Origin of the sequence: Pseudomonas inefficax (assembly GCF_900277125.1) — a bacterium.
In the GTDB taxonomy this organism is placed as follows: domain Bacteria; phylum Pseudomonadota; class Gammaproteobacteria; order Pseudomonadales; family Pseudomonadaceae; genus Aquipseudomonas; species Aquipseudomonas inefficax.
This window is the reverse complement of record NZ_OPYN01000075.1, coordinates 38520-58523: the sequence shown is the minus strand read 5'-3', so window position 1 is coordinate 58523 and position 20004 is coordinate 38520. Positions and strand designations below refer to the sequence as shown.

The 20004-nt window shown below is 65.0% G+C and carries 21 protein-coding genes and 1 pseudogene; 11 read left to right on the top strand and 11 right to left on the bottom strand.

What is annotated here, in order from left to right; all coding sequences use genetic code 11:
* Nucleotides 1-317 precede the first annotated feature (317 nt).
* Nucleotides 318-509, bottom strand: a complete 192-nt coding sequence (locus JV551A3_RS10040) for a PLDc N-terminal domain-containing protein (RefSeq protein WP_012271091.1) — start codon at nt 507-509, stop codon at nt 318-320.
* Nucleotides 510-635: 126 nt separating this feature from the next.
* Between JV551A3_RS10040 and JV551A3_RS10035 the strand changes: the two genes are divergently transcribed.
* Nucleotides 636-1574, top strand: coding sequence for a ZIP family metal transporter (locus tag JV551A3_RS10035; RefSeq protein WP_133970701.1), 939 nt, complete (start codon nt 636-638; stop codon nt 1572-1574).
* 123 nt (nt 1575-1697) lie between these two features.
* On the opposite strand, the gene JV551A3_RS10030 is transcribed toward JV551A3_RS10035, so the two are convergent.
* Complete coding sequence (locus tag JV551A3_RS10030; RefSeq protein WP_133970700.1) at nt 1698-2228, bottom strand: hypothetical protein; 531 nt, start codon at nt 2226-2228, stop codon at nt 1698-1700.
* 60 nt (nt 2229-2288) lie between these two features.
* Nucleotides 2289-2813 carry an ankyrin repeat domain-containing protein gene (locus JV551A3_RS10025; protein ID WP_112251874.1) on the bottom strand — a complete coding sequence of 175 codons (525 nt, stop codon included), beginning with the start codon at nt 2811-2813 and terminating at the stop codon, nt 2289-2291.
* Between the two features lie 265 nt (nt 2814-3078).
* Between JV551A3_RS10025 and JV551A3_RS10020 the strand changes: the two genes are divergently transcribed.
* Nucleotides 3079-3351 (top strand): DUF3509 domain-containing protein, encoded by a 273-nt coding sequence (locus JV551A3_RS10020; RefSeq protein WP_112251830.1) that lies wholly within the window; start codon nt 3079-3081, stop codon nt 3349-3351.
* A gap of 111 nt (nt 3352-3462) precedes the next feature.
* Here the strand turns inward: JV551A3_RS10020 and JV551A3_RS10015 are convergent, their stop codons facing one another.
* The 3 genes from JV551A3_RS10015 to aroC all read right to left on the bottom strand — a co-directional run bounded on the left by JV551A3_RS10015 (nt 3463) and on the right by aroC (nt 6378).
* A complete protein-coding gene (locus JV551A3_RS10015) occupies nt 3463-3999 on the bottom strand; it encodes an oxidase (protein WP_133970699.1) in 537 nt (178 codons plus the stop codon).
* Complete coding sequence (locus tag JV551A3_RS10010; protein ID WP_133970698.1) at nt 3999-5153, bottom strand: MFS transporter; 1155 nt, start codon at nt 5151-5153, stop codon at nt 3999-4001. The genes JV551A3_RS10015 and JV551A3_RS10010 overlap by 1 nt, the downstream gene beginning before the upstream one ends.
* A gap of 133 nt (nt 5154-5286) precedes the next feature.
* Nucleotides 5287-6378 carry a chorismate synthase gene (gene aroC / locus JV551A3_RS10000; RefSeq protein ID WP_133970697.1) on the bottom strand — a complete coding sequence of 364 codons (1092 nt, stop codon included), beginning with the start codon at nt 6376-6378 and terminating at the stop codon, nt 5287-5289.
* A 281-nt stretch (nt 6379-6659) separates the two neighbouring features.
* On the opposite strand from aroC, the gene JV551A3_RS09995 reads away from it, so the two are divergent.
* Nucleotides 6660-7622 carry an alpha/beta hydrolase gene (locus JV551A3_RS09995; protein ID WP_133970696.1) on the top strand — a complete coding sequence of 321 codons (963 nt, stop codon included), beginning with the start codon at nt 6660-6662 and terminating at the stop codon, nt 7620-7622.
* Nucleotides 7623-7836: 214 nt separating this feature from the next.
* Complete coding sequence (locus tag JV551A3_RS09990) at nt 7837-8619, top strand: hypothetical protein (RefSeq protein ID WP_133970695.1); 783 nt, start codon at nt 7837-7839, stop codon at nt 8617-8619.
* Nucleotides 8620-8772: 153 nt separating this feature from the next.
* Here the strand turns inward: JV551A3_RS09990 and prmB are convergent, their stop codons facing one another.
* Nucleotides 8773-9681: a 50S ribosomal protein L3 N(5)-glutamine methyltransferase gene (gene prmB, locus JV551A3_RS09985; RefSeq protein WP_133970694.1), complete on the bottom strand. Its 909-nt coding sequence runs from the start codon at nt 9679-9681 to the stop codon at nt 8773-8775.
* A gap of 180 nt (nt 9682-9861) precedes the next feature.
* Here prmB and JV551A3_RS09980 point away from each other — a divergent pair, with 180 nt between their 5' ends.
* The 5 genes from JV551A3_RS09980 (at nt 9862) to JV551A3_RS09955 (ending at nt 12640) form a co-directional block, all read left to right on the top strand.
* Nucleotides 9862-10452 (top strand): cysteine hydrolase family protein, encoded by a 591-nt coding sequence (locus JV551A3_RS09980; RefSeq protein WP_025338152.1) that lies wholly within the window; start codon nt 9862-9864, stop codon nt 10450-10452.
* 85 nt (nt 10453-10537) lie between these two features.
* Entirely contained in the window at nt 10538-10858 is a 321-nt protein-coding gene (locus tag JV551A3_RS09975; protein WP_024086500.1) for a hypothetical protein, read from the top strand.
* Nucleotides 10859-11032: 174 nt separating this feature from the next.
* Nucleotides 11033-11593, top strand: coding sequence for a Smr/MutS family protein (locus JV551A3_RS09965; protein WP_133970693.1), 561 nt, complete (start codon nt 11033-11035; stop codon nt 11591-11593).
* Between the two features lie 70 nt (nt 11594-11663).
* On the top strand, nt 11664-12209 hold the full coding sequence (gene folE / locus JV551A3_RS09960) for a GTP cyclohydrolase I FolE (RefSeq protein ID WP_013971502.1): 546 nt from the start codon (nt 11664-11666) through the stop codon (nt 12207-12209).
* Nucleotides 12210-12268: 59 nt separating this feature from the next.
* Nucleotides 12269-12640 carry a glutaredoxin family protein gene (locus tag JV551A3_RS09955; RefSeq protein ID WP_003260822.1) on the top strand — a complete coding sequence of 124 codons (372 nt, stop codon included), beginning with the start codon at nt 12269-12271 and terminating at the stop codon, nt 12638-12640.
* 131 nt (nt 12641-12771) lie between these two features.
* Here the strand turns inward: JV551A3_RS09955 and JV551A3_RS09945 are convergent, their stop codons facing one another.
* The gene (locus tag JV551A3_RS09945) at nt 12772-13374 is read right to left on the bottom strand and encodes a glutathione S-transferase family protein (RefSeq protein WP_133970692.1); all 603 of its coding nucleotides are present in this window, start codon (nt 13372-13374) and stop codon (nt 12772-12774) included.
* A gap of 290 nt (nt 13375-13664) precedes the next feature.
* On the opposite strand from JV551A3_RS09945, the gene JV551A3_RS09940 reads away from it, so the two are divergent.
* Complete coding sequence (locus JV551A3_RS09940) at nt 13665-14855, top strand: benzoate/H(+) symporter BenE family transporter (RefSeq protein WP_133970691.1); 1191 nt, start codon at nt 13665-13667, stop codon at nt 14853-14855.
* A gap of 269 nt (nt 14856-15124) precedes the next feature.
* Here the strand turns inward: JV551A3_RS09940 and JV551A3_RS31360 are convergent, their stop codons facing one another.
* The 3 genes and pseudogenes from JV551A3_RS31360 to JV551A3_RS09930 all read right to left on the bottom strand — a co-directional run bounded on the left by JV551A3_RS31360 (nt 15125) and on the right by JV551A3_RS09930 (nt 18578).
* Entirely contained in the window at nt 15125-15988 is an 864-nt protein-coding gene (locus tag JV551A3_RS31360; protein ID WP_370290417.1) for a methyl-accepting chemotaxis protein, read from the bottom strand.
* Nucleotides 15986-16228: pseudogene (locus tag JV551A3_RS31355) on the bottom strand (HAMP domain-containing protein); the annotation flags it as partial. The gene JV551A3_RS31360 and the pseudogene JV551A3_RS31355, both read right to left, overlap by 3 nt.
* A 952-nt stretch (nt 16229-17180) precedes the next feature.
* Entirely contained in the window at nt 17181-18578 is a 1398-nt protein-coding gene (locus JV551A3_RS09930; RefSeq protein WP_133970689.1) for an aminotransferase-like domain-containing protein, read from the bottom strand.
* A 224-nt stretch (nt 18579-18802) separates the two neighbouring features.
* Here JV551A3_RS09930 and JV551A3_RS09925 point away from each other — a divergent pair, with 224 nt between their 5' ends.
* Nucleotides 18803-19975 (top strand): MFS transporter, encoded by a 1173-nt coding sequence (locus tag JV551A3_RS09925; RefSeq protein WP_133970688.1) that lies wholly within the window; start codon nt 18803-18805, stop codon nt 19973-19975.
* Nucleotides 19976-20004 lie beyond the last annotated feature (29 nt).

The window sequence follows — 20004 nt, the reverse complement described above, 5'->3', positions numbered from 1 at the left end:
GGCCAGGTGGGATTTCAGGGTGGGCGAGAACGACGCTCGCGCGCCCCGTTGCTTCAAGGCGTCCGGGTTAGCCATGAATGGGAAGGTCCTAGGATTGCGGGTTTGCGGAGATGGCGCAGGTGTATACCAACGCAGCATTGTGCGGGTGCGGATTCTGTTTAAACCAATGTGAAAATTTTGTCACGGGGGTGTTGCCGTTTTTGTCTGTTACGGCCTCTTCGCGGGCACGCCCGCTCCCACAGGGATATCATCGCTCTCGGGTCTGGTGATCTACCTGTGGGAGCGGGTTTACCCGCGAAGAGGCCAGCACAGGCATTTCAGATCCGCACATTCCCCCGCGGCCCGGCGATCGCCCAGATCACCAGGCCCACCACCGGCAGCAAGGCGATCAGCAGTATCCACAACACCTTGATGCCCACTTCGCTGCCACTCTTGATCACATTGAGGATGGCCCAGATATCCAGCGCCAGAATGATCAGCCCGACCAGGCTGTTGAACGTCGACCCCATGCCAAAACTCCTGTCAAAGGCTTTTGCTGCACAGCATAGTCAGCTATCACGTCAATAGAAGGGAATCCTTGGCCGTTTGTGCGGGTCACTGCTTAAACTGCTGTATCCATCGATTTCGAGGTCGTCATGCCACCCGCAAATACCCCCAGCGTTGCCCTGCCCTCGCCTATCAGCGCCTGGCGCCAACAGATGCACGACAACCCCTGGATCGGTGCAGGCCTTGCCCTGAGCATGCTGGTGGTACTGGTACTGCTGGGGGCAAGCCTGTGGAACGCGGTGAACGGCGATCACGCCGATAATCTTCACCTGGCCGCACTGGGCGGGCTGTCCGGCTTTGGCGCCACGGCGCTGGGCGCGGTGCTGGCGGTGGTGCTGCGCGATGTCAGGGCACGCACCCAGGATGTGATGCTGGGCTTTGCCGCCGGCATGATGCTGGCGGCCAGTTCGTTTTCGCTGATTCTGCCAGGCCTGGACGCCGCCCGCGAAATCACCGGCAACGGCCCGGCCGCGGCCTTCACCGTGGTGCTGGGCATGGGCCTGGGCGTGCTGCTGATGCTCGGCCTGGATCGCTTTACCCCGCATGAACACGAGAGCACCGGCCCTTGTGGCCCAGAAGCCGAGCGCATCAGCCGGGTGTGGTTGTTCGTGCTGGCGATTACCCTGCACAACCTGCCTGAGGGCATGGCCATTGGCGTGAGTTTTGCCAATGGCGACATGAACATCGGCCTGCCGCTAACCAGCGCCATCGCCATCCAGGACATCCCCGAGGGGCTGGCCGTGGCGCTGGCACTGCGCGCTACCGGGTTGTCGAACCTGAAGGCCGCGCTGGTGGCGATCGGGTCGGGGCTGATGGAGCCGCTGGGTGCGGTGATCGGCCTGGGGATTTCGACCGGCTTTGCCCTGGCCTACCCGGTGAGCATGGGGCTGGCGGCGGGGGCGATGATCTTTGTGGTGAGCCACGAGGTGATTCCCGAAACCCACCGCAATGGGCACCAGACGGCGGCGACCCTGGGGTTGATGGGGGGGTTTGCGGTGATGATGTTCCTGGATACTGCGCTGGGCTGAAGCTTGAAGCTGCCTGTGCCGGCCACTTCGCGGGTAAACCCGCTCCCACAGGGATATCACTGGGCCTGAGGGGAGTGATATCCCTGTGGGAGCGGGTTTACCCGCGAAGAAGCAAACGCAAAATCAGACGTGTACGGCCACCTTCAGGGCCTCCAGGGCAGGCTCGACCTTGATCCCCACCTCTGCCCCCAGCTCCAGCACCCGCGCCAGGTCGTTCTGCCCCACCATCACCATCTGCAGCTCGTCATCCAGCAACTGGCTGAAGTTGAGCAGCACATAACCACCCGCCTCTTTGTTCAGCGCCCCCATCTGCACCTGGATGCGGTTGAGTGCGGTCAGCGGCTCGGTGCGGGCCAGTTGCTTGGGCTTGAGGGTGAACGGCACGCTCTGGTCGAACGAATCGCTGATCTGCTGGAACAGCTCCTGGTAGCTGTCGGCCTGGAACACCACGGTGTCCGGCAGGCTGCCCAGCACCACCCATTCGCCCAGGGGGATGGGGAAGCTGTCGTCGTAGTTGATGTCGGGGTTGGCGGACAGGAAGGCGGCGGGGTCGGCGTAGGCCTGGGCGGCCTCGTCGGCGATGCGCTCGATGTCTTCCTCACGCATGCAGCCAGCGGCAATGAGGCGGATGAATTCGAGCAACTGAGTTTTCATGAAAGGGGGCCTGCGACGGGTGAAAAGTCGCCAAGGATAGCCGCAAATGCCCCCTTGCGGTTAGCCGGCCAGCACTTGCAGGCGCGCTGCGGCGTCCACGGCGCCCATGGTTTGCGCTGCCATCAGCGCGGTGGAACCACGGGCATCCTGACGGGCCGGGTCGGCACCCTGGGCCAGCAGGTAGTCGAGGATTTCGCTGCGGTTGAACATGGCCGCCAGCATCAGCGCGGTGCGGCCATCCTGCGCGGCGGCATCCACCGGTACGCCGTGCTCCAGCAACAGGCGGATCATGGCCAGGTCGCCCTTGAACGCAGCGCCGGCGATGGGCAGCTGGCCGTTATCGTTGGCAATCAGCGGGTCGGCGCCATGCGCCAGCAGCACCCGCACTGCATCGTGGTGGCCATGGTAGCTGGCCAGCATCAGCAGAGTGTCCCCCTTGTGGTTGCGCAAGTTGGGCGGCAGGCCGCTGGCCAGCAGGCGCCCGAGCATCTCGGCATCGCCCTGGCGGGCACGCTCGAACACCTGCTCGGCAAAGGCGGCTGTTTCGTCGTCGGTCATGGTGGCGGGCGTGGGTTGGCTGGACATTTGGAACCTCCTGGCAGAAATCGTTGCCCAAGTTTTTGTCAGGCAAGGCTGCCGGGTCAAAGGTTCAGATTCTATCGGGCCGATAGTTGGCGGCGGGTCGTGCAATATGCACTGTGCAAAATGCACGACCGTGCAGGTTGCACGACAGAGCCTCAGAAAATTAAACGTAACTACCTGAATTTTAAGACCTTTTCTAGAAAAAACATCCTGGCACGGTCACTGCAAACATCAACTCATGTCTGCCACGCAACAGCCAGGAGTTGATATGGACCTCATCCAGGAAAAGTTCGTTTCGGTATTTTCGGCCTATCAGGTGGATACCCAGGCCCGCCCCGACGGCGGGGTGATGCTGACCCTGCGCGCTGCTGACGGCAAGGTCACCCGCCGGGTGCTGACCTATGCGCAACTGCACAGCGCCGAGCAGCTTTCGTGGGCGATCAGCGCCATCCGCCGGGATCTGGCCGAGCAGGCCAGCGAGTTGCCAGTGATTTCGATGCTGCAGAGCCAGCAGCGGTTTGCCTTGCCGACCTATCGCTAAGTTTTGGGTTGGGTGATCTGGCCTCTTCGCAGCGCAAGGCTGCTCCTACAGGTACCGGTGACACTGGCCCTGTAGGAGTAGCCTTGTGCTGCGAAGAGGTCGGAAAAGCCATCACAACTCATCAATGCCCAGGAACGCCCGCGCAGTCACATCGCCGGTAAACTTCGGCTGCATGCCCTGCTCGCTGCCATACAACCGCAACGCCAGGCAAAACGGTGCATCGCCCAGCTCGACCCAGCGCCGGGTCCCCGCTGGCACCGCCAACTGGTCACCCTTTTCACACAATACCGAATACACCCATTCCCCCACACGCAGGCCAACCTGCGCCCGCCCGCTGACCACGGCAAACACCTCGTCGGCGTCATGCACATGCTCATCGCGCACATCTACCTGCGCCGGGGCCTCACCATCACGGTTGAGCACCACGAAGGCCTTGCTGCCATGCGCGGTCATCAACTGGTCCAGGTGATCGCGACAGGCCTCCAGCACCTCGTCCTGAGCCGTGCCCGGGCGCACCCGCAGGCCATGCTCGGCATGGGCAAAGCGCACGCCCTGCTCGGCCAGGGTGACGGCGATGTCGTCGTGGTGGGTCAGCACCTTGTTCGGCAGGTCCGGGCTGGAGGGGTGGAAAACGCAGAGAATGCTCATCAGGGGCGGGTCCTGGTCGGTTGCGAACAAAGGGTAATGATAACGGCTGCAGCCAAGGCTGCGGCACTGGCCATACCAAAGGTGAAGGTTGGGCCCAGCAGTTTCCAGCTGTAGCCCGAATACAACGCCCCCAGCGCACCCCCAGTGCCCGACAGCGCCGCATAAAGCGCCTGGCCCTGGCCCTGCTGGCGGGCGCCGAAGCTGGCCTGGACGAAAGCGATGCTGGCAGCATGGAAGCAGCCGAAGGTGGCCGCGTGCAACACCTGGGCGAAAACCAGCACCGCCGGCTCATCGGCCAGGTTGCCCAGCAACAGCCAGCGCAGCGCCGCCAGCACGAAGCTGGCCAGCAGCACCCGCTGTACCGAAAAGCGCGCGAAGATGCGGCTCATGGCCATGAACACCAGTACTTCGGCCACCACCCCCAGTGCCCACAGCAAACCGATGGCACCCCGGGCATAGCCCAAGTGTTCCAGGTGCAGGGTGAGGAAGGTGTAGTACGGCCCGTGACTGAGCTGCATCAGGGCCACGCAGGCGTAGAACGCGACCACCCCGGGTGCCCGAAGCTGCTGCAGAAAACCACCCGCGCCGCTGCGCTCGCCCTGCTCCGCTGGCTGGGCATTGGGCACCCACAGGCTGGCGGCGACGATGCCGGCCATGATCGTGACCAGCGCCACCGGGTAGATATCCAGGCTCAGCCATTCGAACAGCCGGCCCAGGCCGACCACGGTGAGGATGAAGCCGATCGAGCCCCACAGGCGCACCTGGCTGTAGCGCGCGGTCTGCCCGTGCAGGTGGGCCAGGGTGATGACCTCGAACTGCGGTAGCACCGCATGCCAGAAGAACGCGTGCAGGGCCATGACCAGCGCCAGCCAAGCGTAGCTTTTGCCAAGGAAGATCAGGGCGAAGGTGGCCAGGGTAGATAGCGCGCCCAGGCGCACGATCAGCAGGCGCTGGCCGGTGCGGTCGCCCAGCCAGCCCCACAGGTTGGGGGCGATGCAGCGCATCAACATCGGAATGGCCACCAGCTCGCCGATGCGTGCCGCAGAGAAGCCCAGGTGGTCGAAGTACAGCGCCAGGAACGGGGCTGTGGAACCGAGCAGGGCGAAGTAGAACAGGTAGAAGCTGGACAGGCGCCAGTAGGGGATTGGTTGCATGGGGGTGGCCTTGTGGGGACCTGTGCCGGCCTCTTCGCGGGTGCACCCGCTCCCACAGGTACCTCACTGCCCTCAGGCCTAGTGATATTCCTGTGGGAGCGGGTTTACCCGCGAAGAGGCCAGTACTGGCGAATCAGAGCTGGCCCAGCACCGGGGTATTCACCTTCACATCGGCATTCTGCGCGCGGTGGCGCAGCAGATGGTCCATCAGCACGATAGCCATCATCGCCTCGGCGATCGGCGTGGCGCGGATGCCCACGCACGGGTCGTGGCGGCCTTTGGTGATGACGTCCACCGGGTTGCCGTCGACATCGATGGAGCGCCCCGGGGTGGTAATGCTGGAGGTCGGCTTCAGCGCCAGGTGGGCAACGATCGGCTGGCCCGAGGAAATACCGCCGAGGATGCCGCCCGCATTGTTGCTGAGGAAGCCTTCCGGCGTCATTTCGTCACGGTGCTCGGTGCCGCGCTGGGCCACGCTGGCGAAGCCGGCGCCGATTTCCACGCCCTTGACCGCGTTGATGCTCATCAGCGCATGGGCAAGTTCTGCGTCCAGGCGGTCGAAGATAGGCTCGCCCAGGCCCGGCATGACGCCTTCGGCGACCACGGTGATCTTGGCACCCACCGAGTCCTGGTCGCGACGCAGCTCGTCCATGTAGGCCTCAAGCTCCGGTACCTTGCTCGGGTCAGGGCTGAAGAAAGCGTTCTGCTCCACCGACTCCCAGGTCTTGAACGGGATTTCGATCGGGCCCAGCTGGCTCATGTAGCCGCGCACGGTGATGCCCTGGGTGGCCAGGTACTTCTTGGCGATGGCACCGGCGGCCACGCGCATGGCGGTTTCGCGGGCCGAGCTGCGGCCACCGCCGCGGTAGTCGCGGATGCCGTACTTGTGGTGGTAGGTGTAGTCGGCGTGGGCCGGGCGGAACAGGTCCTTGATCGCCGAGTAGTCCTTGGACTTCTGGTCGGTGTTGCGGATCAGCAGGCCGATCGAGCAGCCGGTGGTGCGGCCTTCGAACACGCCGGAGAGGATTTCCACCTCGTCGGCTTCCTGGCGCTGGGTGGTGTGCCGGCTGGTGCCGGGCTTGCGCCGGTCGAGGTCGTGCTGCAGGTCGGCGAGGGAAATTTCCAGGCCCGGTGGGCATCCATCGACAATGGCGACCAACGCCGGGCCATGGCTCTCGCCAGCGGTGGTGACAGTGAACAGCTTGCCGTAGGTATTGCCGGACATGGACGCTCCGCGAGATCTGCCTGAAGTGAACGAAAGCGGCAGTATACAGATGGATTGACCGCCTGTGCTGGCCTCTTCGCGGGTAAACCCGCTCCCACAGAGTCATCACAAGATGCGAAAATTGTGCTGTACCTGTGGGCAACTATCTTGCTCAATTTCCAAAAGCTGGCGCGATCCCTGTGGGAGCGGGTTTACCCGCGAAGAGGCCGAACCTGCATGCACGGTCCGAGAACCTTCCCACGCACGCTGGGTCAAACCTTCATCTCCCCAAGTAGTACCGCATGATGTCGCGCCTCGTCGCTCTCTTCTTCCTCCTGTGTACCGGCCTGGCCCAAGCCGCCGCCCCAACTGTGCTGCAGCGCCCGATCGACCTCGACACCGGCCAGGGCGTGCTGCACGGCAGCCTGCTGCTGCCGCAACAGGCCACCCCGCCGCCGGTGGTGCTGATCATCGCCGGCTCCGGCCCCACCGACCGTGACGGCAACAACCCGGCGTCAGGCCGGGTCGACAACCTCAAGCGCCTGGCCCTGCTGCTGGCCAGCGAGCACATCGCCAGCGTGCGTTACGACAAGCGCGGGGTGGCCGCCAGCCAGCCGGCCACGCCCGACGAGCGTGACCTCAGCGTGGATCGCTACGTGGCGGACGTGGTCGCCTGGAGCCACAAGCTCAAGGCCGACCCACGCTTCGGCCCGTTGATCCTGATCGGCCACAGCGAAGGCGCGCTGATCGCCAGCCTGGCGGCCGAGCAGGCCGGCGCCAGCGCGGTGATTACCCTGGCCGGTAGCGGCCGGCCGCTGGCCGAGGTGCTGCGCGAGCAACTGGCCCAGCGCCTGCCGCCGGCGCAACTGGCCGGCGGCAGTGCCCTGCTCGACCGCCTGCAGGCCGGGCAGACCAGCCTGGAGGTACCGGCGCCGCTGCGCCAGGTGTTCCGCCCCAGCGTGCAGCCCTACCTGATTTCGCTGTTCCAGCAGAACCCGGCGGCGGCCTTTGCCCGGCTGCCCATGCCCGCGCTGATCGTGCAGGGGCGCAACGATGTGCAGGTGAGCGTGGTTGACGCCGAACGGCTGAAGGCGGCCAAGCCGGACGCCCAACTGGTGCTGATCGATGGCATGAACCACATGCTGCGCATCAGCCCCAAGGCGATGAGCCAGCAGCGCGAAAGCTACCTCAACCCTGAACTGCCGCTGGCCAGGGAACTTGGCGAGCAGATTGTGACGTTTATTCAGCATTTGCCTTCGGCGTAAGGGAAATAGGCTCAGGTCCTGGACGCTTCTGCCGATAGGGTGGATAACGGCGAAAATTGGGGCCGCTGCGCGGCCCTTCGCGACACAAGGCCGCTCCTACAGCGTTACGCGTCGTCTCTGCTATGCGCGATCCTCTGTAGGAGCGGCCTTGCGTCGCGAAAGGGGCACGCAGTGCCCCCTCTTGCAGCCGGCACGCACTTGAGGACAAGCCCTGATGACAACCGCCCCCGCCGCCGTAGAGCCGGCCGAAGAGCCCGAGGAAAGCACCGCCCTGCCCTGGGCCGAGCTGGCCGTCGAACATTTCCAGCTGTTGCGCCTGGCCGCCCTGCCCACCGACCGCAACACCGGCGCGCGGCCGCTGCGCTTTGTGCAGTTCGGCTATGCTGAGCGCCATGACCAGGCCCACAGCCTGTTACGCATGGAAGTCCAGCTGCCCGGGCAGAAGGTACACAAGGAAAAGAACCGCCTGGACATACGCGTCGACCACGCCACGCGCCTGGTGCGCATTGGCAATGAACATGGCCTGCAACTGGAGCCGCTGAACCGTGGCATCGGCCGCTTTCTGCTGGCCCAGGCCGCGCAATGGCTGCAGCGCAAGTGGTCGCACTACCGGATCGAGGGCATGGCACTGCCGAGCAAGGATGCGCTGAACGAAGACTCACGCCTGCGTCGTGACCACTGCCTGCGCGGGGTGGGGATCGAGGTGGAGTACGAGGACAGCCAGCACCTCAAGGGCCGTACCGTGGAAATGACGGTGGGCCAGCTCAAGGGCGCGTGGAACAGCGAGCGCTTGCAGCGAGTGGAGATACTGGATGCCGCCGGCCTGCTGCAGCAGGCTGACCAGCAATTGCAGGAGAAGGAAGGGCAACTGCGTGAGCGGGATGAGCGGGTAGCCAAGTACCAGCGTGAAGACAGCGGGTTGCGCTTTACCATTACCTGCCTGGTGGCGTTTGCGGTGTTCCAGGCGGGGTTGCTGATCTGGATTGCCACGCGCTGACACCGCGTCGCCTAGCCGTTAGGAATTGGGGCCGCTTTGCGGCCCATCGCGACACAAGGCCGCTTCTACAGGAGATCGCGTAGCACAGGGATGACGCGTATCCCTGTAGGAGCGGCCTTGTGTCGCGATGGGCTGCAACGCAGCCCCAATGAATCAGACCCGGGCCTTGAACAGTTCCTGATGCTGGCGACACTGCTCGGCAGTCAGCATGAACACTCCATGCCCGCCGCGTTCGAACTCCAGCCAGGCAAAGTCCACCTCGGGGTACAGCGCCTCGACATGCACCTGGCTGTTGCCCACCTCGACAACCAGCAAGCCCTTGTCGGTCAGGTGGTCGGCCGCTTCGGCCAGCATGCGCCGCACCAGGTCCAGGCCATCGTTGCCGCAGGCCAGGCCCAACTCGGGCTCGTGGTGGTACTCGGCCGGCATGTCGTCGAAGTCCTCGGCATCGACATACGGCGGGTTGGACAGGATCAGATCGAAACGCTGCCCCGGCAACCCGCCAAAGCCGTCGCCCTGCACGGTATACACGCGCCCATCCAGGCCGTGACGTTCGATGTTCTGGTTGGCCACTTCGAGCGCCTGGAACGACAGGTCGGCCAGCACTACCTCGGCCTCGGGGAAGACGTCGGCGGCAACGATGCCGATGCAGCCAGAACCGGTGCACAGGTCGAGAATGCGCGCCGGCTCGCTCGCCAGCCACGGCTCGAAGCGTTTCTCGATCAGCTCGCCAATCGGCGAACGCGGCACCAGCACGCGCTCGTCGACGATGAACGACATGCCGCAGAACCAGGCTTCGCCCAACAGGTAGGCGGCCGGCACGCGCTCTTCGATACGGCGCTTGAGCAGGTGCTGCAGGCGTACCCGCTCGTCGTCTTCGAGCATGCAGTCCAGGTAGCTGTCGGCCACCTCCCACGGCAGGTGCACTGCCCCCAGTACCAACAGACGGGCCTCGTCCCAGGCGTTGTCGGCACCGTGGCCGAAGAACAGGTCATGCTCGTGGAAGCGGCTGACCGCCCAGCGGATGTAGTCGCGCAGCGTGCGCAGGCGGGATGTGATCACGGGGTACTCCTAATTCAGACCGGACAAAAGTCTAACAGCCCCACCCGCACATTTGTTCCTTTGCCTTGCCCAATGGCTAGCCACAAGCCAGTAACCATGCCGCTTGCGTTGTCAACCATTCCCATTGGCGCCAAGGCAGGGGAGAATAGGTATACAAAAGCCCTATCCAAGGAGCCCTTGATGTCCGTTCCAACCACGATGTTTCGCCTCACTGGCCGCGACTACCCGCCGGCCAAGCTGAGCCACGCCAGCCTGATCATCATCGATGCGCAAAAGGAGTACCTCAGCGGGCCCCTGGCGCTGTCGGGCATGGACGAGGCCGTGGCCAACATCGCCAGGTTGCTCGACGCCGCGCGCAAGAGCGGCCGTCCGATCATCCACGTCCGCCACCTGGGCACTGTCGGTGGCCGTTTCGACCCACAAGGGCCGGCCGGCCAGTTCATTCCGGGGCTGGAGCCGCTGGAAGGCGAAATCGTCATCGAAAAGCGCATGCCCAACGCATTCAAGAACACCCAGCTGCATGAAACCCTGCAGGCGCTGGGCCACCTGGACCTGATCGTCTGCGGCTTCATGAGCCACTCCAGCGTCAGCACCACGGTACGCCGCGCCAAGGACTATGGTTACCGCTGCACCCTGGTGGAAGACGCTTCGGCTACCCGCGACCTGGCATTCAAGGATGGGGTGATCCCGGCCGCGCAGATCCACCAGTGCGAAATGGCCGTGATGGCCGACAACTTCGCTTGCGTGGCCCCCACCGCCAGCCTGATCTGATTCAGCCAGGCAACCGCCCGGCAGCCGGGCGGAACCCGATGGGCGGCCCCAGGTCCAATTCCGGATATCCACAGAGGAGAGCGGAATGAAGCTCAAAGGCAGTTTCGACGCCAAGCGCCTGCGCCCGCGCGAACCGCGTAACTGGGGCGCCCGCCTGGCGGCCGGCCTGTCGGCCATGCTGGCGACTCTGGGCGTGCTGCTGGCGATGGCCGGCGTCGCCGGCCTGCTGGGCAACTACCCTGCCCTGGCGGAGCTCAATGCCAACAAGCCGCTGGCCGGCATCCTCACCGTGGCCGGCTTGCTGCTGCTGTGGCTGGGCGTGCGCTTCTGGCGGCGCAGCCGCATTCGTCTGCGCCGCGGGCGGGAACTGAACCTGTCGCCGCACCTGATGAAAAAACACGACTGATAATTTTGTGTTGCCTGTGCGGGCCTCTTCACGGGTAAACCCGCTCCCACAGGCCCCACACTGCCCTCGGGTCCGGTGATATCCCTGTGGGAGCGGGCGTGCCCGCGAAAGGGCCGGCACAGGCTGCACAAGGCCCCACAGTCGCGTAAACTACGCCGCCCACGTGGAGGCATCATGCAAGACGACGATTTTTCCCTGTTCAAAGCCGAAGTGCGCGGTGTCAAACCGATCCGCCACGACCGCGCCGAAGTCGGCAAGCCCAAGGCCGACCGCCAGAAGCTGGCCGGCCTGCGCCAGGCGGCGACGGTGCGCAGTGACAAGGCGCTGGTGATCGACGGCATGTCAGACCAGTTCGTCATCGACGTTGGTGCCGAAGACGAGCTGATGTGGCGCCGCGATGGCGTGCAGGAAGGCCAGTTGCGCAAGCTGAAGCTGGGGCAGATCCCGTTCGAGGGCAGCCTCGACCTGCACGGCATGACCGTGGAAAAGGCCCGCGAAACCCTGTGGGACTTCATCGCCGAAGCTACCAGGCTGGAAGTGCGCTGCGTACGGGTGACCCACGGCAAGGCCGCGCGCCTGGATGGCAAGCGCCCGATGATCAAGAGCCACGTCAACACATGGCTGCGCCAGCACCCGCAAGTGCTCGGTTTTGCCTCGTGCAACGCCCGCCACGGCGGCACCGGCGCGGTGTATGTGATGCTCAAGCGAACCATGCTCGAAGGCCGCGACGAGTAACGCCGCGCTTGCAGCGCCGCCCTCACCGCCGTACCCTTCGTTTTTGCGATTTTTTCCCACAGGTAGATCCATGTCCCTGGAACAGAACTACACCGAGATCCTCAGCCAGATTGGCGAGGACGTCTCCCGTGAGGGCCTGCTCGACACGCCCAAGCGGGCTGCAAAGGCGATGAAGTACCTTTGCCGCGGTTATGAGCAAACACTGGAAGAAGTCACCAACAACGCGCTGTTCAGCTCTGACAACAGCGAAATGGTGCTGGTCCGGGACATCGAGCTGTATTCGATGTGCGAACACCACATGCTGCCGTTCATCGGCAAGGCGCACGTGGCCTACCTGCCCAAGGGCAAGGTACTGGGCCTGTCGAAGGTGGCGCGCATCGTCGACATGTACGCCCGCCGCCTGCAGATCCAGGAAAACCTCAGCCGTCAGGTTGCCGAGGCCGTGCAGCAGGTAACCGGTGCCGCCGGCGTTGCCGTGGTCATCGAAGCCAAGCACATGTGCATGATGATGCGCGGCGTCGAGAAGCAGAACTCGACCATGATCACCTCGGTGATGCTGGGTGAGTTCCGCGAAAACGCCGCCACCCGCAGCGAGTTCCTCAGCCTGATCAAGTGATTGGCTGCTGACCCCGAGCCGACCCTGCCGGGTCGGCTTTTTCATTTCAGGAGTTGCCCATGATCGTCAAAGCCCTGCGGGTTGGCCTCGGCCAGCTCATCGTGTTCGGCGACTGGATCAGCCGCCCGGCCAAGCGCAAGCGCGACGCCGCCGCCCAGGCCCGCGTCGAGCAAGCGGCCCAGGGCCTGGCGCTGTACCAGTTCCACGCCTGCCCGTTCTGCGTCAAGACACGCCGCACCCTGCACCGCTTGAACGTGCCGGTGGCGCTGCGCGATGCCAAGAACGACCCGGTGCACCGCCAGGCCCTGCAGGAAGGTGGCGGCCGGGTGAAAGTGCCGTGCCTGCGCATTGAAGAAGCGGGCAAGGTGACCTGGATGTATGAGTCCAAGGCGATCATTGCCTATCTGGATGAGCGGTTCGCGTCGGCCTGATGGGCTGCAGGCGGCCTGTGCCGGCCATTTCGCGGGTGAACCCGCTCCCACAGGGATATCACTGGACCTGAGGTCAGCGGGGTACCTGTGGGAGCGGGTTCACCCGCGAAGAGGCCGGCACAGGCTAAAAACTACCCCACCATCGGCACATGCCGTGGGTGGCTGCTGACCCGCTCCAGCCACGCCCGCACCGCCGGGTAGTCGGCAAGGTCGAACCCGCCCTGCTGCGCCACATGGGTGTAGGCGTACAACGCCACATCGGCAATCGAGTACTGCTCACCGACCAGGTACGGTGTCATCTGCAGCTGCCGCTCCATCACCCTCAACGCCTTGTACCCGCCCTTGTGCAGCTTGCGGTACTCCTCCAGGCGCTCGTCCGGCAAGCCCAGGTAGTACTGGATGAAACGCGCCACGGCAATGTACGGCTCATGGCTGTACTGCTCGAAGAACTGCCACTGCAACACCTGGGTGCGCAGGCGCGGCTCGGTCGGCAGGAACTCGCTGCCATCGGCCAGGAAGTTGAGAATGGCATTGGACTCCCACAGGTAGCTGCCGTCTTCCAACTCCAGCACTGGCACCTTGCCGTTGGGGTTCATCGCCAGGAACTCGGGCGTTTCGGTCTCGCCCTTGAGGATGTCCACCGGATGCCATTCGTATGGCCGGCCCAGCAGGCTCAACATCAGCTTGACCTTGTAACAGTTGCCCGACTGGTAGTCGCCATAGACCTTGTACATCGCCCCTCTCCCCTCTATGCCAAAGATCTCGCCTGGCCCTGTAGGAGCAGCCTTGTGCTGCGAAGAGGCCGTTACAGGCGCAGCACCTGCATGGGCTGAAACGGCCTCTTCGCAGCACAAGGCTGCTCCTACAAAAGCGGGCGCCATCTTGTGGCTGCCTGTGCAGTTCTGCATTTGCGCCCAATAGTTGGCGACTGTACGGCTAAAAGCAATGGCCGCTGTATGGCAAGGATCAACCTTGCTCGCTGTAGTCTGAAAAAACTGCTTACACCTTTACAAGGATTTTGTTCATGACCGATGCCACTTCCGCACGCCTGCGGCCCCTGGCAGACAGCTCCCCGTCGGCGGTGGTCGCCGGCTTCATCGCCATGCTCACCGGCTATACCAGCTCGCTGGTGCTGATGTTTCAGGCCGGCCAGGCAGCCGGGCTGACCAGCGCGCAGATTTCCTCATGGATCTGGGCGTTGTCGATTGGCATGGCGGTGTGCAGCATCGGCCTGTCGCTGCGTTACCGCACACCGATCACCGTGGCCTGGTCCACCCCCGGCGCCGCCTTGCTGATCACCAGCCTGGGCGGGGTCAGCTATGGCGAGGCGATCGGCGCCTACATCACCTGTGCCGTGCTGGTGCTGATCTGTGGCCTGACCGGCAGCTTCGAGCGCCTGGTCAAGCGCATCCCGGCCTCGCTGGCCTCGGCGCTGCTGGCGGGCATCCTGTTCAAGATCGGCAGCGAAATATTCGTTGCCGCCCAGCACCGCACCTTGCTGGTACTGGGCATGTTCTTCAGCTACCTGCTGGTCAAGCGCCTGTCGCCGCGTTACTGCGTACTGGCCGCGCTGCTGGTGGGCACGGCGCTGTCCGGCGCCCTGGGCCTGCTGGACTTCAGTGGCTTCCACCTGGAAGCGGCCACACCGGTGTGGACCACGCCAAGCTTCTCGTTGGCGGCGACCATCAGCATTGGCATTCCGCTGTTCGTGGTGGCGATGACCTCGCAGAACATGCCGGGTGTGGCCGTGCTGCGCGCGGACGGCTACCAGGTGCCGGCCTCGCCGCTGATTTCGGCTACCGGTTTTGCCTCGCTGCTGCTGGCGCCGTTTGGCTCGCACGGGGTCAACCTGGCGGCGATCAGCGCGGCGATCTGCACCGGGCCGCATGCCCATGAAGACCCGGCCAAGCGTTACACCGCGGCGGTGTGGTGCGGGATTTTCTATGGCATTGCCGGGGTGTTCGGCGCGACCTTGGCGGCGCTGTTCGCGGCACTGCCGAAAGAGCTGGTGCTGTCGATTGCGGCGCTGGCACTGTTCGGCTCGATCATGAACGGGCTGACCGTGGCCATGAGCGAAGCGCGTGAGCGGGAGGCGGCGGTGATTACCTTCATGGTTACCGCTTCGGGGCTGACCTTGTTCTCGATCGGCTCGGCGTTCTGGGGGATTGTCGCGGGGGTGCTGGCCTTGGTGATCCTCAACCCGCGCAGGGCCTGAAGATATTTGTTGCCTGTACCGGCCTCTTCGCGGGTAAACCCGCTCCCACAGGAATACCACTGGGCTGAATGCTGTGTGTTCCCTGTGGGAGCGGGCGTGCCCGCGAAGAGGCCGGTATGACAGAAGGTGTTCTGTAGCATTACTGGCCCCTTCGCAGCACAAGGCTGCTCCTACAGGACCTTCACTGGACCTGAAGGCAGTAGGGTCCCTGTGGGAGCGGGTTCACCCGCGAAGAGGCCGGCACAGGCAACACAAAGCCCAAGCCCGAATCACAACCTGAAATGCCCCACCATCCCCTTCAGGTCAGTGCCCAACTGCGCCAGTTCGATACTCGACCGGGCATTGTCCTGCATCGCCAACGCCGCCTGATCGGCACTGCCGCGAATCTGCGTGACGCTGCGGCTGATCTCTTCCGCCACCGAGCTCTGCTGCTCGGCCGCCGCGGCAATCTGCTGGTTCATCTGCTGGATCAATGACACCGCCGCGGCAATGCTGCCCAGCGCGCTTTCGGTCTGCAGCGCATCAGCCACCGCCAAACGCACCAGCTCGGTACTGCCGCGAATCTGTGCCACCGACTGCTGAGCATTGCCGCGCAGGCTGGCGACCAAGGTCTCGATCTGCTCGGTAGACTGCCGGGTACGCCGCGCCAGCGCACGCACCTCATCAGCGACCACGGCAAAGCCACGCCCCTGCTCACCCGCCCGGGCGGCTTCGATAGCCGCATTCAGCGCCAGCAGGTTGGTCTGCTCGGCTACGCTCTTGATCACTTCCAGCACATCGCCAATGGTGTGGATCTCGGCACTGAGGCTGTCGATACCGGCGCTGGCCGTCTCCGCCGCCGCCGCCAGTTGCTCGATGCGCTGCATGCTCTGGCGCACCACCTGCTGGCCGGAATCAACCTTCTCGTCCGCAGCCTGGGCCGCCTGCGCCGCCTCTTCGGCATTACGCGCAACATCGTGCACAGTGGCGGTCATCTGCTGCATGGCGGTGGCCACCTGCTCGGTCTCTTCCTTCTGGCTGCCCACTTCGCGGTTGGTCTGCTCGGTCACCGCCGACAGCGCCTGCGCATTGCCAGCCAGTTGCTCGATGCCTTGCTGCAAACCGCTGACAATGCCCGACAGGCCCGCCGCCATCTGCTGCATGGCCTGCATCAACTGCCCTACTTCGTCACGGCGTGGTGCCTGGGCGTCAAAGCTCAGCTCGCCGGCAGCAATGCGCTGGGCGCGGGCAATCACATGCTTGAGCGGCCCGACCACGGCGCGGGTGATCAGCCAGGCGGCCAGCACACCCACCAGCAGCGCCAATGCCGTAGCCAGGCCGATGGCCACGGCATTGCGTTGCAGTTCGCCCTGCAGGGCCTGTTCCTGCCCCATATAGGCCTGGTCGACCCGACTGGTGGCTTGCTCGGCACTGGCCTGCAACTGCGCCTTCAAGCCCTGTTCGCGGGCCAGCTGGTCAGTGTATTCGTTGAGTTTTTCCGAGAAGCTGCCAATGTGCCCCGCCACTTCGCCCAGCACGCTCTGGTAGCCGGCATCGCTGACCGCGCCCTGCAACTGGCTGACCAGGCTGGCGGCCTCGACCGTCTGGGCGATGCGCTCCTGGCTGACGCCCTCTTCGCCCTTGCGGCTTTTTTCCAGGCGTACCCGCGCTTCGTCCATGGCCTGCAACATCAGCCGCGACACCTGCGCCACCTGCGCGGCCTGCTCGAGGAATGCACCGCCTTGCTGGCCCAGGGACTGCTTGAGGGTGTACACGCCATCATCGGCCAGGCCGGCCTGCAGTACGTCGAGGTTGTTGGCCACGCTGGACACCGACCAGCTGGCCATGTCCAGTGCCAACTCCTTGGCCTGCACCGCCTCGACAAAGGCCTCGAACGCCTGGCCATAGGCCGCCAGGTCGGTTTCCGCCGCCGCCAGCGTCGGCAGGCCACGGGCGCGCTCGGTCAGGCCCTGCAGGCCGCTGCGCAAAGCCTCGGCTTGCTGCAGGTCGGAGCGCAGGGCAAAGGCCTGCTCGTGCTGGCGCAAGCGCAGCAGGTCGGTATTGAACTGGGCCAACTGGCGCAAACTGTCGAAGCGCTGGCCAACGCTGTGTAGCGCGGCAATGCCAATGGCCGCCACCGCCAGGGTCAGCACCAGCACCAGGGCAAAGCCCAGGCCAAGTTTGCGGGCCATGCCCAGGTTGGCCAGCACACCGTGCTTGCTCGCGCCCATGCCGATTCCCCTTCTGCGTGCGAGGTTATCCGAAGGCCAAGGGTGGCAACGTTGCCAGCCGATGAACAAGGGCCTGGCGTCAGAATGGTGTCAAATAGCTATGAGCGTGTCGCTATCAGATTGGCAGAGGTCGCCCTGCGTGCTGAAGGAAGGCCTGGGCGCGGGAGTCCTGCCCGTAGGCGACATTGATGCGCAGCCAGGCGCTGGCCGTGCCCTGGTAATCGAAGGCGCTGCCGGGGGTGAGCAGCACATCGTGTTCCAGGGCCAGGCGCTCCAGGCTGGCGAAATCCCGGCCTGGCACGCAGGCCCAGACGAACATGCCGCCGTAGGGCTCGCAGAACACCTGCCAGCCCGCCTGTTCCAGCTGGCCGAGCAGCCTGGCCATGTGCTGCCCCAGGCGCACACGCAGGCGCTGCACGCTCTTGCGGTAGCTGCCGTTGGCCAGCATCTGCCCCACCACCTGCTCGGCAAAGCGCGAGGTGCCGATGCCGCTGACCATCTTCAATTCGGCCAGGCGCGCCAGCAATGCCGGGTCGGCGACCAGGTAGCCGACCCGCAGCGAGCTGCTGAGGGTTTTCGAGAAACTGGCCATGTAGATTACCCGCTGCTCGCTGTCGAGGGTGGCCAGGCGGGTGGCCGGGCCTTCCTGGAAGTCGGCGTAGATATCGTCCTCAATGATGCGCAGATCGTGCTCGCGGGCCAGCTCCAGCAGGCGGTAGGCCACCTTGGGCGTCAAGCTGGTGCCGGTGGGGTTGTGGTACAGGCTGTTGATGAACAGGCAGCGCGGCTTGTGCGCCGCCAGCAGGGCTTCGAGGGTGGCCAGGCACGGCCCCTCGACGGTGCGTGGCACCGGCAGCATGCGCACCTGGTGCTGGCGAAGCAGGTTGTACAGGTTGTAGTAGCCGGGGTTTTCTACCAGCACCGTGTCGCCCGGGCGCAACAGGGTGCGCACCAGCAGGTCGAGGCCGTGGCTGGCGCCATAGGTGGTGAGGATACGTTCGGGCCCGGCGGCGATGCCCAGCTGCGCCAGGCGCTTGTGCAGCTGCTGGCGCAGGCTGGCCAGGCCCAGGGGTGGGCAGTAGTCGAACAGGTCCTGTGGGTTGCCGCGGCTGACCTGGCGCACTGCCTGGGCCAGCCCGGTGGCGGCGCGCCAGCTGCTGGGCAACCAGCCACAGCCCAGCTTGAGCAACTCGTCATGGCCCTCGCGGAACTGCCGCCAGCTGCCGTCGCCGGCCTCGCCCCAAGGTTGGGCGTCTTCCACGGCCAGGCCGGGTTTGCGCTCGGCGACGAAAAAGCCGGTGCCGTGGCGGGCCTCCAGCCAGCCGCTGGCGACCAGGCGGTCGTAGGCTTCGATCACACACGACGCACTTACCCCCTGGCTGCGTGCCAAGGCCCGGATCGACGGCAGGCGCGCGCCGGGGCGCAGGCGTTGCTGGTCGATCCAGGTTTGCAGGTGGTCGGTGAGTTGCTGTACCAGCGGGGTGGTGCTGGTGCGATCCAGGGGCAGGTGCATGGGCAAGTGTTCGCTGGTTTTGAGCGAACAGTTAAGCATAAAAGGGCTGTAGGTGTGTCTGGTGAGGGGAATGGGCTGGCATCAGAGTGGGCAGGCCCGGCCCTTTCGCGGGTGAACCCGCTCCCACAGGGATCGCACCCAACCCGAGAGCGGTGCAGTACCTGTGGGAGCGGGTTCACCCGCGAAAGGGCCGGTACAGACACTACAGAACCAGGACCCCTACCATGCCCTCCGCCCCGGCCCGCCTGGCCTTCGCCCTCTGCCTGATCACCCTGGCCGTCAACCTGCAGGCCCCGCTATACATCACCTACGCCGACCTTTCCGGCCAAGGCGCCGCCGCCACCGCAGTGGCCTTCTCCGGCTACGTGCTCGGCGTGCTACCCGTGCTGCTGGCCCTGGGCGGGCTGGCCGACCGGGTCGGGCGCAGGCCATTGGTACTTGCCGCGCTGGCCCTGTCGATGGTCGCCACCGTGCTGATGCTGCTGGCACCCAGCCTGCAAACCCTGGGCCTGGCGCGGCTGTTCCTCGGGCTGGGTACCGGCCTGGCTTCGGCCACGGCCACCGCCTACATGGGTGAACTGATGGGCGGCGCGGACAACACCCGCGCCGCCAACTGGGTCACTGCCAGCACCTCGCTGGGCTTTGGCCTGGGCGCGGCACTGACCAGCCTGTTCCTGTTGCGCGGCCCCAGCCTGACCCCGGGCAGCTTCCACCTGCAACTGCTGCTGGCGACGCTTGCCATGCTGCTGGCATGGCGCCTGCCCGACCCACGCCCGGCACAACGCAGCCCCATGCTGCGCCTGCCCTGCTACCCGCGTGGCAGCGTGGCCTTTGGCCTGGCTATTTTGCTGGCGTGGGCCTGCGTGGGGCTTGTGATCGCCCTGCTGCCCGGCGTCCTGCGCCAGCATGGGCTTAGCGCCTGGTCGGGGTTTTCGACCTTTTGCGTGATCAGCTGCGGGTTGTTGTTCCAGCCCATCGCACGGCGCCTCAGCAGCCGTACGGCCACCTTGCTGGGGCTGGTGATATTGCCGTGCAGCTATGCCGTGCTGGCCTGGGGCGCGGACAGCGGCCAGTTGGGCGCGGTATTGCTGGGTGCGGTGGCGGCCAGCAGCGCGTGCTACGGGTTTATCTACCTGGGCGGGCTGGCGGCGGTGAACCAGCTGGCCGGCAGCGAGAAGACACGGGCCAGTGCCGGGTTCTTTCTACTGGCGTACCTGGGGTTCAGCCTGCCGGTAATCTTTACCGGATTGTTGAGTGACCGGCTGGGGTCGCGGTTGGCGTTGCTGGTGTTTGGTGGGGTGCTGGTGGTGGGGTGTTTGGTGGTTGGGCTGGCATTGTGGTCTGCCAGGGCCTCTTCGCGGGCTTGCCCGCTCCCACAGGGAACTCACCAGCCCTGAGGCCAGCGGAGTACCCGCGAAGAAGGCCA

Excerpts from the sequence above, each read along its gene's own strand:
- JV551A3_RS09965 (WP_133970693.1), top strand. The coding sequence starts at position 11,033 with ATGCAAGACGACGATTTTTCCCTGTTCAAAGCCGAAGTGCGCGGTGTC.
- JV551A3_RS09995 (WP_133970696.1), top strand. The coding sequence starts at position 6,660 with ATGATGTCGCGCCTCGTCGCTCTCTTCTTCCTCCTGTGTACCGGCCTG.
- JV551A3_RS10015 (WP_133970699.1), bottom strand. The coding sequence starts at position 3,999 with ATGAGCATTCTCTGCGTTTTCCACCCCTCCAGCCCGGACCTGCCGAAC.
- JV551A3_RS10020 (WP_112251830.1), top strand. The coding sequence starts at position 3,079 with ATGGACCTCATCCAGGAAAAGTTCGTTTCGGTATTTTCGGCCTATCAG.
- JV551A3_RS09975 (WP_024086500.1), top strand. The coding sequence starts at position 10,538 with ATGAAGCTCAAAGGCAGTTTCGACGCCAAGCGCCTGCGCCCGCGCGAA.
- JV551A3_RS10010 (WP_133970698.1), bottom strand. The coding sequence starts at position 5,153 with ATGCAACCAATCCCCTACTGGCGCCTGTCCAGCTTCTACCTGTTCTAC.
- JV551A3_RS09990 (WP_133970695.1), top strand. The coding sequence starts at position 7,837 with ATGACAACCGCCCCCGCCGCCGTAGAGCCGGCCGAAGAGCCCGAGGAA.
- JV551A3_RS09955 (WP_003260822.1), top strand. The coding sequence starts at position 12,269 with ATGATCGTCAAAGCCCTGCGGGTTGGCCTCGGCCAGCTCATCGTGTTC.
- JV551A3_RS10040 (WP_012271091.1), bottom strand. The coding sequence starts at position 509 with ATGGGGTCGACGTTCAACAGCCTGGTCGGGCTGATCATTCTGGCGCTG.
- JV551A3_RS09925 (WP_133970688.1), top strand. The coding sequence starts at position 18,803 with ATGCCCTCCGCCCCGGCCCGCCTGGCCTTCGCCCTCTGCCTGATCACC.
- JV551A3_RS09940 (WP_133970691.1), top strand. The coding sequence starts at position 13,665 with ATGACCGATGCCACTTCCGCACGCCTGCGGCCCCTGGCAGACAGCTCC.
- JV551A3_RS09930 (WP_133970689.1), bottom strand. The coding sequence starts at position 18,578 with ATGCACCTGCCCCTGGATCGCACCAGCACCACCCCGCTGGTACAGCAA.
- JV551A3_RS10035 (WP_133970701.1), top strand. The coding sequence starts at position 636 with ATGCCACCCGCAAATACCCCCAGCGTTGCCCTGCCCTCGCCTATCAGC.
- JV551A3_RS10025 (WP_112251874.1), bottom strand. The coding sequence starts at position 2,813 with ATGTCCAGCCAACCCACGCCCGCCACCATGACCGACGACGAAACAGCC.
- JV551A3_RS10030 (WP_133970700.1), bottom strand. The coding sequence starts at position 2,228 with ATGAAAACTCAGTTGCTCGAATTCATCCGCCTCATTGCCGCTGGCTGC.
- folE (WP_013971502.1), top strand. The coding sequence starts at position 11,664 with ATGTCCCTGGAACAGAACTACACCGAGATCCTCAGCCAGATTGGCGAG.
- JV551A3_RS31360 (WP_370290417.1), bottom strand. The coding sequence starts at position 15,988 with ATGGCGGCGGGCCTGTCGGGCATTGTCAGCGGTTTGCAGCAAGGCATC.
- aroC (WP_133970697.1), bottom strand. The coding sequence starts at position 6,378 with ATGTCCGGCAATACCTACGGCAAGCTGTTCACTGTCACCACCGCTGGC.
- JV551A3_RS09980 (WP_025338152.1), top strand. The coding sequence starts at position 9,862 with ATGTCCGTTCCAACCACGATGTTTCGCCTCACTGGCCGCGACTACCCG.
- JV551A3_RS09945 (WP_133970692.1), bottom strand. The coding sequence starts at position 13,374 with ATGTACAAGGTCTATGGCGACTACCAGTCGGGCAACTGTTACAAGGTC.